Source organism: Nocardia sp. NBC_01730, assembly GCF_035920445.1.
Taxonomy (GTDB): Bacteria; Actinomycetota; Actinomycetes; order Mycobacteriales; family Mycobacteriaceae; genus Nocardia.
Genome location: NZ_CP109162.1, coordinates 5779812 through 5793725, shown reverse-complemented (window position 1 = coordinate 5793725; position 13914 = coordinate 5779812). Strand labels below are relative to the sequence as shown.

12 protein-coding genes are annotated in these 13914 nt (G+C 67.2%); 5 read left to right on the top strand and 7 right to left on the bottom strand.

Annotated elements, in window-relative coordinates; all coding sequences use genetic code 11:
* The first annotated feature begins 25 nt into the window (after window positions 1–25).
* Together OHB12_RS24195 and OHB12_RS24190 are read left to right on the top strand one after the other, a co-directional pair.
* Entirely contained in the window at window positions 26–865 is an 840-nt protein-coding gene (locus tag OHB12_RS24195; protein ID WP_327110913.1) for an alpha/beta fold hydrolase, read from the top strand.
* Between the two features lie 55 nt (window positions 866–920).
* Entirely contained in the window at window positions 921–1370 is a 450-nt protein-coding gene (locus OHB12_RS24190) for a nitroreductase family deazaflavin-dependent oxidoreductase (RefSeq protein WP_327110911.1), read from the top strand.
* A gap of 93 nt (window positions 1371–1463) precedes the next feature.
* Here OHB12_RS24190 and OHB12_RS24185 read toward each other — a convergent pair whose 3' ends face one another.
* From OHB12_RS24185 to OHB12_RS24170, 4 genes are read right to left on the bottom strand one after another with little or no spacing between them, the layout of a single operon-like run.
* Window positions 1464–2720 carry a CHAT domain-containing protein gene (locus OHB12_RS24185; protein ID WP_327110909.1) on the bottom strand — a complete coding sequence of 419 codons (1257 nt, stop codon included), beginning with the start codon at window positions 2718–2720 and terminating at the stop codon, window positions 1464–1466.
* Complete coding sequence (locus OHB12_RS24180; protein WP_327110907.1) at window positions 2717–4243, bottom strand: tetratricopeptide repeat protein; 1527 nt, start codon at window positions 4241–4243, stop codon at window positions 2717–2719. Before OHB12_RS24180 ends, OHB12_RS24185 begins: the two co-directional genes overlap by 4 nt.
* 1 nt (window position 4244) lies before the next feature.
* On the bottom strand, window positions 4245–5267 hold the full coding sequence (locus OHB12_RS24175; RefSeq protein ID WP_327110905.1) for a hypothetical protein: 1023 nt from the start codon (window positions 5265–5267) through the stop codon (window positions 4245–4247).
* Window positions 5267–6628, bottom strand: a complete 1362-nt coding sequence (locus tag OHB12_RS24170; RefSeq protein ID WP_327121379.1) for a hypothetical protein — start codon at window positions 6626–6628, stop codon at window positions 5267–5269. The genes OHB12_RS24175 and OHB12_RS24170 overlap by 1 nt, the downstream gene beginning before the upstream one ends.
* Window positions 6629–6811: 183 nt before the next feature.
* Between OHB12_RS24170 and OHB12_RS24165 the strand changes: the two genes are divergently transcribed.
* From OHB12_RS24165 to OHB12_RS24155, 3 genes are all read left to right on the top strand, one after another.
* On the top strand, window positions 6812–7348 hold the full coding sequence (locus OHB12_RS24165) for a lipoprotein LpqH (RefSeq protein WP_327110903.1): 537 nt from the start codon (window positions 6812–6814) through the stop codon (window positions 7346–7348).
* A 99-nt stretch (window positions 7349–7447) separates the two neighbouring features.
* Window positions 7448–8248 carry a hypothetical protein gene (locus OHB12_RS24160; protein WP_327110901.1) on the top strand — a complete coding sequence of 267 codons (801 nt, stop codon included), beginning with the start codon at window positions 7448–7450 and terminating at the stop codon, window positions 8246–8248.
* A 239-nt stretch (window positions 8249–8487) separates the two neighbouring features.
* Window positions 8488–10554, top strand: coding sequence for a PhoX family protein (locus OHB12_RS24155; RefSeq protein WP_327110899.1), 2067 nt, complete (start codon window positions 8488–8490; stop codon window positions 10552–10554).
* Between the two features lie 45 nt (window positions 10555–10599).
* On the opposite strand, the gene OHB12_RS24150 is transcribed toward OHB12_RS24155, so the two are convergent.
* The 3 genes from OHB12_RS24150 to OHB12_RS24140 form a co-directional block, all read right to left on the bottom strand.
* Window positions 10600–11550, bottom strand: coding sequence for a helix-turn-helix transcriptional regulator (locus tag OHB12_RS24150; protein ID WP_327110897.1), 951 nt, complete (start codon window positions 11548–11550; stop codon window positions 10600–10602).
* 206 nt (window positions 11551–11756) lie between these two features.
* Complete coding sequence (locus OHB12_RS24145; RefSeq protein ID WP_327110895.1) at window positions 11757–12965, bottom strand: cytochrome P450 family protein; 1209 nt, start codon at window positions 12963–12965, stop codon at window positions 11757–11759.
* Between the two features lie 202 nt (window positions 12966–13167).
* Window positions 13168–13845, bottom strand: coding sequence for a macro domain-containing protein (locus OHB12_RS24140; protein ID WP_327110893.1), 678 nt, complete (start codon window positions 13843–13845; stop codon window positions 13168–13170).
* Between the last annotated feature and the right edge of the window lie 69 nt (window positions 13846–13914).

Here is a 13914-nt window from a genome sequence, read left to right as displayed (position 1 = left end):
GGTATTCGGCTCTAGAGTCGGGCGGGTGATCGAACAACTCGAGATTCACACCGCGGCGGGGACGTTCGACGCGTTGGCCGCCGGAACGCCCGGCGGCCGGGAAGTGCTGCTGCTGCACGGGTTCCCTCAGGGCGCGGTCGAGTGGGAGTTCCAGCTCGAAGCGCTCGGCGGAGGAGGATGTCACGCCGTGGCGCCCGATCAGCGCGGATATTCGCCGGGGGTGCGGCCGGAGCGGGCCGCCGAGTATCGGCTCGAGGAACTGGTCGGCGATGTCGTAGCGATCGCCGACCGGCTGGGGTGGGAGCGGTTCGATCTGATCGGCCACGACTGCGGAGCCCTGGTGGGATGGGCGGTCGCGGACCGGATACCGGGGCGGATCCGCACCTTCAGTGCGGTGTCGCATCCACATCCCACAGCACTCGAGCAGGCCATGGCCAAGGACGAGGACCAGGCACAGCGGGCGCACCATCTGACGATGCTGCGCCAGCCCCGCGCAGCCGAGCGGATCCTCCTCGCGGACGATAGCGCCGGCCTGCGCAGGATCTTCGAATGGAAGGTTTCCGAGGAGCACGTCGAGGACTATGTGCGCCGGCTCGAGCGGCCGGGGGCGCTCACCGCGGCGCTCAACTGGTACCGCGCGACGCATCTCGCGAGCCCGATCGGTCCGGTGAGCGTTCCCACACTGTATGTGTGGAGCACCGAGGACGCGACTGTAGGGTCCACCGCGGCACTGGCCACGCAGAAATACGTGTCGGGCCCGTATCGCTTCGAGATGCTCGAGGACGTCTCGCACTGGATACCCGAGGAGGCGCCCGAGGCCCTGACCCGGCTGCTCATCCGGCACCTGCTCGCCCATCGCGCATAGATGTGCAGGTCACGGCCCTAATCCGGGCGTTTTCCGGACATAACGCTCGACCAGGGTGAAAGCTGGGAGTGGTCCGACGCACCCGAGCGAGGTGAAGAACATCGACGTCCAGGAAATCAATCGAAGAACTATCGCTCAGTTCCGGGCGGGCGGCGACATAGAGGGCATGCACCGCGACCGCTTGGTCCTGCTGACCACGACGGGTCGCCGATCCGGCGCGCCGCACACCACCCCGATGATGTTCCATCACGACGGCGACCGCCTCTTGATCGTCGCGTCCAACGTCGGCGCCCCGACCCACCCCGACTGGTACCTGAACCTGGAGCGAGACCGCCGCGTTTTCGTCGAGGTGGGCGCGGAAGCCTGCGAGGCGCTGGCCACCCCGCTCACCGGCGACGACCGCGCGCGCACCTGGGCCATGCTCAAGCAGACCTACCCGTTCTTCGCCGAGCACGAGATGCGCACCGCCCGCATCATCCCGGTCGTAGCCCTGACCAGGGTGTGAGTCGGCGCATCCGCCCACATCCAGGTCATCACGATCTTCACCGTGGCCAAGCGCTCCGACGTCTATCGGTGACCTGCGACCGCCGCCGCATCACTATGCGCACACGGTTGCGAACGCCGACCAGAGCACCGGTGAGTGCTCGATCCTGCCTTCGTTGCGCCAGGCGGCCAGCCGTGCGCGCTGCCAGTCGGCGAGGGCGGTCACCGGGTCGGGCTGTTCGTGCGCGGCGTCGATGGCGCAGATGGCCTGTTGGAGCGGGTGGGCGTCGGGCGGTGCGCCCGCGATGCGCTGGAAGGCCAGATCGGTCGGCAGCGCCCACCTGCTCGCGGTAACCAATTCGGCGCCGCCGTTGATCATGGCCGCGGTCAGGCCGAGCGCTTCGCTGAAACGCAGGTCGCCGCCACTCTCGCACGCGATCAGCGCTACCCGGCTCGGTATCGGCCAAAGTACCGGCCCGGCAACGGGTTCCGTGTCCAGCGTGTGCGTGCCGAGCAGTAGGTCCTTGGCCGACAGCGGCCGGTGCGTGCGGGTAGGTGCGGCGAAGCCGACGGCATCGGCCGTGCAGGCCAAGTGGAGTTCGGCGTCCTCGCTCCGGCCGGATTCCGGCACCGCCGCGGTGACATGACCGACGTAGATCAGGCGGCTGGCGCCGTCGCTCATGGCGGCGCCGAGCCAGGCGCGGTCGAGATCGGTGCGCCGGAAGACCTGGACCGGGTCCTGCGCCGCGGGCCGCAGCCGACCAGCCGCGGCATAGCCGGCCATCCGTTGCGCGAGTGGGGTGTGCGCGGTCATCCTGCCCAGCACTGAGCCGAGCGTCGAGTCGGCGCGGAACCCGGGGATTCGCGGATCGAGGACAGCGACGACCGGACCCGAGCGGGTTTGCGCCCAGCTCCGCGCGACCCTGGCCGGTGCCTGCACGATGCCCGCGGGAGCGAGGAGACTGACGTCCGCGATGTCGATCAGCCGGATGTCGCGGTCCGGCGCGATCAGCTCCCACGGCACCTGGGCGACCCGGGGCGACGGTTGCAGCCGAATGTGCGGCCGTACGCCACGCTGAGACAGCTCGTAGAGCTGAGCGGCGAGACCGTAGGGCAGCAGAGCTCGCGAAAGTGCCTGTGCGACAAGGTACTCGTTCTCGTAACTGGCGAAAGCACCCGTGGTCAGTGCGCGTTCCAACCCGCCGGACTCGGCGGGCTGCGGAAGTGCGTCGGCCAGCATACTCACTGCCCGCATGGCCGCTTCTTCGGGCAGTGCGCTCGCGCCCCGTGGCGCACTGTCGGCGACCCACCGCCACGACATGTACACATCCCCTGCGTCCGCCATGCGGACGATCACCGTCGGCTGAGTCATACCGTCAGCACCCGATCGTCCCGGATCACCCGGCCGTAGCGTTGTTCGGCGGCGGCGATGAACGGCGCCAGCGCGATCCGGCCCTCCGCGGCCAGCGCCAGGTGCGGCGGCAGTGCGACCGGAAGGCCCGCGCTCGCCGCGACACCGGCGAGAGCGGCGCCGAGCTGAAGTGCCGCGCTGCCCGGAAGATCGCCGACATCCTCCGGCGGATCGAACAATTCGTAGGGAAGCCGGACCGGGTGGTCGCGCTGGGCGTGATCGATGCTCAAGGTGGTCCCCGCGCACTGCGTTTCGATCAGGTCCGCGAGGAGCAAGCCGTTGCCCGACAGGTGGGCGAAGCGGAACGCCAAACGCATAGCAGGATCGGCGATCCGGCGGTTCCACTGCTCGCGCTGGCTGCCGTTCGGCAGGGTATGGCGCACAGCGTCGATGGCCAACGCGGCAGGCACGGCGAGTTGCACTGCTTGCGTGAGCATTTCGTCGGTCGGCGACTCCGTCGCGGCGATGGCGCCCTCCAGCAGAGTCGCGTGCCAGAAATCGAGCTGGGCGCAGTGCAGGCCGAGGCCGCGCTCGGCGTAGGTCGCGAACGCCGCGGCGAGCAGTTCTCCGCATTCGGTAAGACGGCCGGTCTTGAAGGCGACCGTGGACAGGCGCATGTGGAGGTCGGCGGCGTCGAGCACGGCGCCGGACTCGACAAAATACGCCAGGCTCCGACGATAGAAGTCCTGCGCCACCTCGAGGTCGCCGCGGCCCTCCGCGAGGAATCCCATGGTCTTGAGCCCGACTCCGGCCCGATAGCCGAGCCCGGCCCGCTCGAAATACTCCTGACTGGACCGCAGTGGCTGTTCCGCTTCGTCGTACCGCTCGACGCGGACCAGCATGGTGGCGAGATTCTGCTCGGTCTCGGCGACGGCGTTGCGGTCGCCCGCCGACTCGAACGCGGCCAGTGCCTGCCGCGCGAAGTCGACGGCCAGGTCGCGGCGACCGGTCTCGAAATAGGTCGCCGCGAGGTTCATCAGCGGATGCCCGGCCAGCTGCGGCGCGAAACGCAGTGCCGCGTCCAGTGATTCGGTGGCAAGCTCGGCGGCGTAGGCCCAGCTCTGACCGTGCAGCGCGACCGCGGTCAGGGAAAGCAGACAGGCCACGCGCAGCACGCCGAGGTCGGTGTCGGTGTTGTTCGCGAGCAGTGCCCGGGCCTGCTCCAGTGCCGCCTGCGCCTCGTCGAGTTCGCCGAGGTGCTGCAACGCTTGCGACATATTGACCAGTGCGTTCGGCCGCAATCGCGGCGCGTGCTCTGGCATTTCGGCCAGCGCCGAGCGGTACAGGGCGAGGGAGGCGGCGTGGTCGCCGAGTTCGTCGGCCATGCTCGCCGCGTTGATGATCGCGCCGAGCCGGATGTCGCCCGTGGTCTTCCCCGCGGCGTCCTCGAAGAGGCGTTTGGCCGCCGCCGCGTCTCCGCGGGTGTACGCCTCGGCGCCCGCGGCAAGCAGCTCGCGACCGTCGTCCGGAGTCTCGTCGGCCATATCAGAAATCCGAATCCGGAGCAGCCGCGGCGATTTCGGCGAGCAGCGGAGCCTCGACGGGGTTGTCGGGCCCGTCGGCCGTGCGGCGCAGCCGGGCCGTGACCAGCTCGCGCACCTGCTCGCGACGCGTGGCGGCGTCCGGCTCCGGCTCGTCCACGCCGACACCGGGCACGTAGATATCCACGGTCACACCCGATTCCGCACCGGTCGGGGCCGTTGTCGAGGCGTTCCAGATTTCGCCATCGCGAGTCAGGGGTACCTCGGCGGCGTCGGTGGCGGTCCGGATCACAGCGAGCGGACGCAGGTGCGGCGGCGTATCCGTTGGCGAGAGCGGCGCGGCGACCGCGTGCACTCGCACAATCGTGCTGCCCGCCTCGCGCACCACTGCCCAGGACACCGCGCGCTCGGAGGCATCGAGCAGGCCGGGCGGGCATCGGCGCCAGTTCCACCCGCAGGTTCCTCTGGCCAATACCAGTTCGCCAGGCGCGGCGGTCGCGAGTCCGGCGGCCAACGCGTAGTCCTCGGCCCGCGTCGGAACATCGGCGATCTCGTGCTCCTCGGCCGGCGGCGCGTCCGCTCCGTCGACGATCAGCTCGCATTCCTCGCTCAACGCGGCGATCTCGTCCGCGAGCAACCGGGCGTCGAGCGGCGCGATGCCGTCCAGGGTCGACGCAGGCCACCAGCGCGCCGCCCAGTGGGCGTAGCCGAGCCGCCATGCGCGCGCCGCGAGTTCCGGCAGTGCGGGCGCGGCGGTGAATTCCGTTCTACCCCCGCCGAATTCGTCCAGAGCCAGGGCCACCTCCGCGCCGAACACGGCCCAGATCCAGTCCTGCGCGAGCGCGCGGTCGTCGATCACCGCCGCCGGTGTCACCTGTCCGCCGAGCAGGCTCCAGGTCAGGTGCCCGCCCACCACCTCGAGCACGAGCACATCGATCCCGGCCGCGCTGTCGAGCACCGTCGGCGCACCGTCCGGCGCGATGATCCACAGGCCGTCTCGATGCCGGATGCGTACGGTCGCGCTCATCAGCTCGCCCTCGATTCCGCCGCGTCCGGTTCACCCGCGCTCGCCCGCACACTGAGCGCCTGTTTGACCCGCGTTCGATGGTCCAGAATGACCGAGCGCACCACGCCGTCGAGCAGATCCCACAGTTCGTCCGGATCGTAGATCGCGAACTCCCGGACATCCCTGCCGTGCAGACGAACCCACAGCCGGCGCAGGTACGGCCGCCATGGCGTGGTCAGCTCAGCGGCGATGGCCGCGAGCGGTCCGGTGGACGCTCCGGCGTCGTCCGCGGACACCACCAGCCGCCGCGCCTGCAGCACGTAAGCCTCCCGCTGCCAGCGACTGTTCACCACTTGATGCGCCGCAGTGGCCGAATCGTTTTCGGCCAAGCGCAGATACCGGTCGCTCGAAAGCCGCTGTTTCCGGTGATCGATCGGCACCAGACCGACCGCCAGCTCCACCCCCACCGTCGCCGCGACGCGCAGCGACTCGTCGAGCAGCGCCCACGGTGCACAGCTCCTGGCGATCTCGGCGGCAACCAGCTCCGGGATCGGCGGCAACTCGGCGCGGTCGCTGGATGCCTGCAGGACGGTGAACACACGCTCGTAGACGGTGCGGTCGAACGGCAGTCCCAACGTGGATTTCGAGGCGGAGGCGCCGATCGCGGGCTGTCGCGGCACCGGATGCGCGGTGAGGCCGAGTTCTGTTGCCGAATGCCCGGATTCGATCTGCCACAACCGAATTCCCATGTGCGTTCCGGCATACCTGGCGACGAGACCATCCAGCGCGGGCTGCCCGTCGCCCGTGTCTCGGCCGAGTCGTGCGGCGGCGCAGGCATCCAGCAGATCACGTACCTGCGCCGCATGGTTACCGCTCGCCGGGCCGGTCAACGGCCGCCGCCGCCACGCGATATCGAGCAGCTCGGTCAGCCCCCGCTCCCGCGTGTGGTCGGTCAGGTAGGTCTTCAGCGCCTGCGTAGTGCGGCCCGCGGCGTACTCGTGGACATCGCGCAGTGTGGCCTCCGCGACGGCACGCGCCTGCGCCACCTCCGGCATGCCGGAGGTGGTCGCCAGCTCGAAGCAGCGCTGGAAGTACAGATCCTGCGGATGCCCCTCGGTGATTCGCAACGCCCGCCGGACCTGCTTGAGCACCGTGAACCAGGCCGCCGTGGCACGCAGCACGTCGGCCGCGGCCTGAACACGCGCCTCCAGCAGCACCGCACCGTCGGCCGTGAGCACGGCGCCCGCGCACAGCGGATGCTGCACGGGGCGGATCACCAACGGGTCGAGCACGAGCTTCACGGTGCGACGCAACGGACCGCCGTGCGGGCCACTGAGCGGTTCGACACCCTCGATCCTGCGCCACACCTCGTCGAGCACCATGGCGCGCGGTCGTCGCATTCGATCATTCTGCAGCGCCTGCGGCGCTGCGTGTTCGCGGCCCCCGTGCAAAACCTGGGATCGGTAGGGCGCGAACCGTTCATACGTTTCTCGCATCGGCTTCACACGGTGGGCCGAACGAAACAAAAGACCGGGGCGTCGCCCCACGAACCACTAGGACACATCATGAACGCCACTTCGGTCCGCATCTCCTCCCTTGCTCTCGCCGCGTCCGCCGCCGTCGCACTGTTCGTCACCGGATGCAGCGACTCCGGCAGCTCCCCCGCCGCGCCGGCGCCTTCCTCGGCGAAGCCGGGCCCGGCCGCTCCGGCAGGCAAGTCGATCGCGTCGGTTGACGGCAAGGCCTTCGACGCGAAGTTCTCCACCACCTGCGCCAAGCAGGGCGGGACGCTGGCGCTGGCGCTGACCGACACCGAAAACGGCGTCTACGGCAATCTCTCGGTGAGCGCGACCATCACCGACGCCGACACCGTGCAGGCTGTCGCGATCGCGGGCAGCAAGGGCGGCGACAACGGACTGCCCTACGCGGTCGGCTTCGGCAACGGCATGCCGGGTGGCTCGGCGAAGGTCGTGAAGGACGGCAACACCTACAAGGTCACCGGTGAGGGCGTCGGTGCCCCCGATCTGACCAACCCGCTGGCCGGCCCGAAGTCGTCGAAGTTCGACATCACCTTCGCCTGCTCGACCATCGTCGGCGCCTGATCCCTCCTTCCCACCACTTCCCGCTCCGTCATCCCGGTCGCTCCACCGGGATGACGGGCGCAGTGGAATCCCGAAAACATGGAATATCAAAGGAATGTCATGAAAATGGTCCGATCGATCACCCTCGCACTCGCTGTCGCGGCGGTCGGCTACTACCTGTTCCACGGCCTCACCTACGTCCCTTCCGATGAATTCGATTCCGTTGTCTTCGGCTGGGTCGGTTGGCAGATGTCGCTGCCGATCATCGCGATCACCTCGGTCATCGTGGTGTTCGCGTTCACCGGCGAGGGCATCGTCGCGGCGCTCACCGGCCGAAACAGCTCGGAGTTCCGCGACGGCCTGACCGGCCTCGGCACCATCGAATCGTTCGCGCAGACCGGGCTTACGCTCAACGATCAGCCGCAGGTCCGCGTCGAATTCAGCGTCGAGGGCGCGGACGGCAAGATCTTCCACTCGAGCGCGAAGATGATCGTGCCGCTCACCCAGCTCGCGCTGCTGCGGCCCGGTGTTGTGCTTCCGGTGCGCTATCTGCCGGATCGGACCGACAAGGTCGAGGTCGATCTGTCCGGCGACGCGTCCGCGGCGCAGCAGGCGCTGAACGAGTCGCTGATCCGCAAGGGCATCACCACCCAGCACAAGCTCGACATCGCCGAGCGTGGCATCGCCACCCAGGCGGTGGTGCGGTCGCTGTCGGTCACCGGCACGATCCGCGACGGCCACTCCGAAGTCGAACTCGGTCTGGTGGTCACCCGGCCGGACGGGTTGTCCTTCGCTACCCGGGTGACGAAGTTCCTGGCACCGGGCAGTGTCGGACAGGTGCAGGTCGGGCGCATCCTGCGGGCGCACTATCTGCCCGAGAACGAGAGCGAGGTCGTCATCGCCCTTCCGGTCAATGCCTGATGGGCGCAGCCGGACGAAGTTCGTCCGCGGCCCCGCCGGGCCGAGCAAGGCCGAGGCAGCCGCCACAGCGAATGTCGCGTCGGTTCGAGATTGTCGAACGACGCGGCATTCGCTTTTGTGCTTGCCGGTGGCCCGGCAAGTTGAGGATTGCCTAATTGGGCGGCTGTTCACCTTGTCGTCTTTTCCGTATTGTCCGGATGGTCTACCGTGCGGGCCATCGGTCCAACCCAGGAGTCACCGTGAGTCTTCAGCCACTCGCCCTTTTCGTGCAGCATGACGGCCAGTCGTCGCGCGCCGCCGTGACGTGTGAATACAAGTGCGCGAACGCATGCTTCCACGAGGCGCCGAACACGTCCGCCGGTGCGTACTTCGGTGACGTCGTCAGCTCGCTGAACCGGCGCGGGTTGATCAAGGGCGGCGCGGCCGCGGTGCTCGCGGTCGGCGCGGGCAGCGTCCTCGCGGCCTGCGGCGACGACAGCGAGCCGACCGCGGTGGTGTCCACCTCGCCCGCGGGTCCACCGGGAACCGGGACCGACTTCACGGCCGTCGCGCCGAACAGAGAAGACGCCGTGGTGATTCCGGACGGCTACGAGCAGTCCGTCGTCATCCGCTGGGGCGACCCGCTGTTCGCCGACGCGCCCGCGTTCGACTTCGACAAGCAGACCGCCGCGGCGCAGGCCAAGCAGTTCGGCTACAACAACGACTTCGCCGCCCTGCTGCCGATCGAGGGTCAGGCGAACAGCTACTTGTTGGTGGTCAACCATGAGTACACGACTTCCCCGCACATGTTCCGCGGCTACCACAAGGACGCGCCGACCGACGAGCAGATCGCGATCACCATGGCCGCGCACGGCCTGACCGTGGTCGAGGTGAAGGGCGAATCGGGGTCGGGCAAGCTCGTTCCCGCTTTCGGCAAGTACAACCGCAGGATCACCGCGAAGACCGAGTTCGAGCTGACGGGCCCCGCTGCGGGCAGCGACTTCGTCAAGACCTCGGCCGACCCGACCGGCACCAAGGTGTTCGGCACCTTCGCCAACTGTTCCGGCGGCCTGACCCCCTGGGGCACAGTGCTTTCCGGCGAGGAGAACTTCCACGCCTATTTCGCCAACGGCGACAAGGTGACCGAATCCGCCGCCGCGGCGCGACTGAAGCGATACGGCGTCGCTGCGGGCGGGACCGTCTACCAGTGGGAACGCGCGGACAAGCGTTTCGATCTCGCACAGGAACCCAACGAGGCCAACCGATTCGGTTACGTCGTCGAGGTCGATCCGTGGGATCCGACCTCGACACCGATCAAGCACACCGCGATGGGGCGGCTCAAGCACGAGGGCGCCACCATCTATGTCACGAAGAACGGCGATGTCGTCTCCTACACCGGCGACGACGAAAAGTTCGACTACATGTACAAATTCGTGTCATCGCGCAAGACCCAGGCGGGAAACGGCGCCGCGAGCATGCGGCACAACCTGACCATCCTGGACGCGGGCACACTGTACGTCGCGAAGCTCGACGGCGATCACGCGGACAAGATCGACGGCACCGGAATCAAGCCGTCGGACAAGGGTTTCACCGGAACCGGCCAGTGGATTCCGCTGCTCGAGACCGGGCCGGAAGGCAAAGGCAAGTCGCTTGTCGAGGGCATGAGTGCCGAAGAGGTCGCGGTGTTCACCCGGCTGGCCGCGGACAAGGTCGGCGCCACCAAGATGGACCGCCCGGAAGACTTCGAGGCCAACCCGTATACCGGCAAGGTGTACGTCGCCCTGACCAATAATGACAACCGGGGCGCGGCGGGCAAGCAGGGCCCGGACGAGGCGAACCCGCGCAATCTGAACAAGAACGGCCAAGTCCTGGAGATCGACGACAACCACACCGGCACTACGTTCACCTGGTCGCTGCTGCTGGTCTGCGGCGATCCCGCGGCCGCGGACACCTATTTCGCCGGATATGCCAAGTCCAAGGTGAGCCCGATATCCTGCCCCGACAACCTGGCCTTCGACCCATACGGCAACCTGTGGATCTCCACCGACGGCAACGCGCTGAAGTCGAATGACGGGTTGTTCTCGGTCGTCCTCGACGGCCCGAACCGCGGCGAGACCAAACAGTTCCTCACCGTCCCCCGCGGCGCGGAGACCTGTGGCCCGGTGGTCACCGAGTCGCGGGTCATCGTGTGCGTGCAGCACCCAGGCGAGGCCGATGACGCGAGCCCGGAAAACCCGCTCTCGCACTGGCCGGACGGCGGAGCCGGTCAGCCGCGCCCGTCGGTCGCGGTGGTGTGGAAGAAGAACGGCGGTCGCGTCGGCGCCTGAGACCGCCGGCCGGCGTGGTCAGTTCCCGGCTCGGCCGTAATCCGTCTAGTAATGGCCATCGTCGGCTGGCCTGGCATTCTCGGTCAGCCGGCGTTTTTGGAAATCCCGCGGAGTTTCGCCATATCGTGCTTTGAATGCCGTGGAAAACCATGTTTTGGTGAAGCCACAGCGCGCCGCGATCTCACCGATGGACAGTGCCTGCGGGCCGGGTTGCGACAGCATGTCACGGGCGGCGTGCAGTGCCTCGTCCTGCCGTATCTCCCGATAAGTGGTGCCAGTCTGCTGCAAAGCGAACTGCAGCTGCCGGGGTGACCAGCCGAGCACGTGTGCCACCGCCGGTAACCGAATGTCGCCGACGCCCACGTTCTCTCGCACGAATCGCCTGACGGCCTCAGCCGTTTCGGCCAGGTGAGCCTGCTGAGGTGACATATCCCCCATCGACATCATGCACAGCAGCTCACCGATCCGATCGCAGACCGCATCGAATTCCCGCGCGGAGAGCGCCGCGTGCGCGGCATGTGTTTCGGTGATCATGCTCCGCACGACTCGGCCCAGGCCGGACTCCATGTCGAGCACCGTTCGCCGCGGCCCGGCGGAGGACAACCGCCGATCGACCTCTCCACGCGGTATCCGGAACGCGTAAGCGACAGAGCGGGGCATGTGCAGCTGCCACGCCTGGTCCAGCCTCATCAGCAACGCGCGACCGGGCGCGATTGGCGTAACGGTGTCATCCTCCCGAAAAGTGAACGCCCCCTGATGGGGGAGAACCATCCAGTAAAAGCAGTCGGGTCCTCTGCGGACGTGCGACGAAGTGCGGGAGACCAGCTGATCTGCATACTGCTCGGTCCGTAGCAAGGTGTATGCGGCCGTATCCTGAACGGTCAGCCGGACACGCACGCTGAGCGGGTCACGATACCGATGATCCATTGGGACGAAGCTGTCGCTGATGGTGTTCCAGGTGTCTACGCCGTCCACGGTCAGCTCGGAATACTGCATTGTCACACCTCGATCGCATGTAGGACGACGCCCATTGCCCCCAAATCCACTGCACGCGACAGTACCTACCTACTGTCGCGGATTCTCGTTGTTGGGGAGACATGCAGACGATCGGGCGTTCAGCAAGCGACCAGTTGCGATGATTGGTTGTCATCGCAACATGCGGTGTGGCATGAGGCACCGGGCAGCCTCGAGGGTTCGAGCGATTACCCAGCTGGATCCAGGAGCGCCGGCAAGGTGAGAGGACCGCAGGTGATGATCTGCGGACTGTATGGAATCAGCGCAGGATCACAGCCGAGACTCAACCGCGGGAATCGGTTGAACAATGTCGACAACGCAATTCGGCTCTCCAGCCGCGCGAGCGGCGCGCCGAGGCAGAAGTGCGGTCCGTGTCCGAAAGCCAACTGGTCGCGGTGGTCGCGGGTGATATCGAAAACGTCGGCATTCTGGTGCCGCTCTGGATCCCGCCCCACACCGGCGTCCCACCCGACAATGGCGCCTGCGGGAATATCGACCCCAGCTATACAGACATCCCGCAGTGCGTACCGGTTGAACATGGTGCACGCCGACGAGCGAAAGCGCAGGGCCTCCTCCACAACTTCTTTCCACCGGTCCTGGGCGCGAGCTGCGGCGAGTTGCTCGGGATGGGTGCACAGCGCGATGATCGCGTTGCCCAGCAGATGCACAGTCGTCTCGTGCCCGGCGATGATTACCAACCAGAGCATGTCGACCAGCTCGTTGTCGGTCAGTCCGTCCTCGACGTTGGCTTGCAGCAGGGCCGATGTGAGGTCCTCACCAGGTGTGTGTCGTTTCCGATCGAGCAACTCGGTCAGGTAGCCGATTATGCCCTGCATAGCTGCCTGCATTTGGTCGCCGGTGCTGGTATGCGAGACAAATGTGGTTGCCCAGCTCCGGATCTGCGGTTGTTCGCTCGGCGCTACTCCGAACAGCTCGCAGATCACTCGTACCGGCAGTGGTGTCGTGTAACCCGGAACGAGGTCGATTTCGTCGGGCCCGTCGGGAAGAACGTCGATCAGTTCGGAGGCGATCTGCTGGATTCGCGGTTCGAGCGCGGCCACTCTGCCGGTGCTGAACGCCCGGCTGATCGTCTTGCGCATCCGCCGGTGGTCCTCGCCGTCCTTGTTGAGCATGTGGTCGATGTCGGTCAGCGCGCGCAGTGGCCAATCGGCCGCGATGGTGCCGTCGTGGAGCGCGGGACAGTTCTTCGCGTTCTTGCTGAACAGCGTGCCGTCGCCGGCGAGGACTTCGCTCACCGCTCGGTGGCTCACCGCCATCCAGGCTGCGACGTTTCCGGGAAGTTCGATCTCGACGATCGGACCGCGGCGGCGGATCCGCTCATAGGTGTCGAACACCGACTCTCCAGCGGTAGGCAACTGGATCACGGACTCGGTCATGCTGTCCTCCCATAACGCGATCGGCCATTCGCACGCGAACATGTCGCGGGCCGGATAAGCGTGAATCGCCGACGCTTCCTGGGTGGCTCGAACCGAGATCCTCTGCGTCGCAACGTAACTTTATTGCGCAACAACCGAATTGATTCCCGCCCATGACGTGCACTGGACCCGGTCGACCGCACGGTCCAAGGATGCCGGTCGATCAGCGACGGTTCGCGGTGCGTTTGGGTCGCGCGATGCGTACCCGCTGGTCGTTGGGCGCATTCTCGATGTCGTCGAGTTGCGCGAAGATCGTGCCGCGCAGGTCGTCGTAGTCTTCGAACCGGTAGTCGTTGAACAACGTGTAGCCCGTCCACATCAGGTTGGCGCAGACGCGGGCAGGCACGCGGCCGGTTTCGGCACCCATGCCGACCAGCGCCACCGACTCGATGCTGCCTGGCGCCTCGTTGTTCTGCCGGTGGATCGCCTGGAACCCGGCGGCACACGCCAAGGCCACATTCAGGGTCTCGCTGACGTTCTGTGCGGACGTTTCCATTGTCGGCGTGGAGATCAGGAACTTCGGGTTGGTCGCCCCGGACGGAACGCACACCGCGCTTCCCACCGGAAGCCTTCCCGCGCACTGATCACGGATGGCCCGCTGCACTCGCAGTTGGATCCCCGCCCCGAGGTGCCGCTTGATGACCGCGTCGACCCCTCCGTCCATCCGACCCCGGGAGTTGGTCGGGGTGACCCAGGCATCGACGTGCTGATCAAGGATCGAGGCCCGATGGATCTCGATCTCGGGGTTGTCGGCGAATGCCGCCCGCCACGCCTCCACAACGTGCGGGTTGATGTCGGTCAACACCACCCTCAGCGACGCCTGCATACGGTTTTTGCTCATGATCCACTCCCATAGCGATGCGGTTCTTACCACTGTTCGCGACGCTACCGCGCCCCACCGACATGGCCG

Bases quoted from the DNA above. Each gene is read 5' to 3' on its own strand.
- OHB12_RS24165 (WP_327110903.1), top strand. From the start codon at position 6,812: ATGAACGCCACTTCGGTCCGCATCTCCTCCCTTGCTCTCGCCGCGTCC.
- OHB12_RS24170 (WP_327121379.1), bottom strand. From the start codon at position 6,628: ATGGTGCTCGACGAGGTGTGGCGCAGGATCGAGGGTGTCGAACCGCTC.
- OHB12_RS24185 (WP_327110909.1), bottom strand. From the start codon at position 2,720: ATGACTCAGCCGACGGTGATCGTCCGCATGGCGGACGCAGGGGATGTG.
- OHB12_RS24140 (WP_327110893.1), bottom strand. From the start codon at position 13,845: ATGAGCAAAAACCGTATGCAGGCGTCGCTGAGGGTGGTGTTGACCGAC.
- OHB12_RS24180 (WP_327110907.1), bottom strand. From the start codon at position 4,243: ATGGCCGACGAGACTCCGGACGACGGTCGCGAGCTGCTTGCCGCGGGC.
- OHB12_RS24175 (WP_327110905.1), bottom strand. From the start codon at position 5,267: ATGAGCGCGACCGTACGCATCCGGCATCGAGACGGCCTGTGGATCATC.
- OHB12_RS24160 (WP_327110901.1), top strand. From the start codon at position 7,448: ATGAAAATGGTCCGATCGATCACCCTCGCACTCGCTGTCGCGGCGGTC.
- OHB12_RS24145 (WP_327110895.1), bottom strand. From the start codon at position 12,965: ATGACCGAGTCCGTGATCCAGTTGCCTACCGCTGGAGAGTCGGTGTTC.
- OHB12_RS24150 (WP_327110897.1), bottom strand. From the start codon at position 11,550: ATGCAGTATTCCGAGCTGACCGTGGACGGCGTAGACACCTGGAACACC.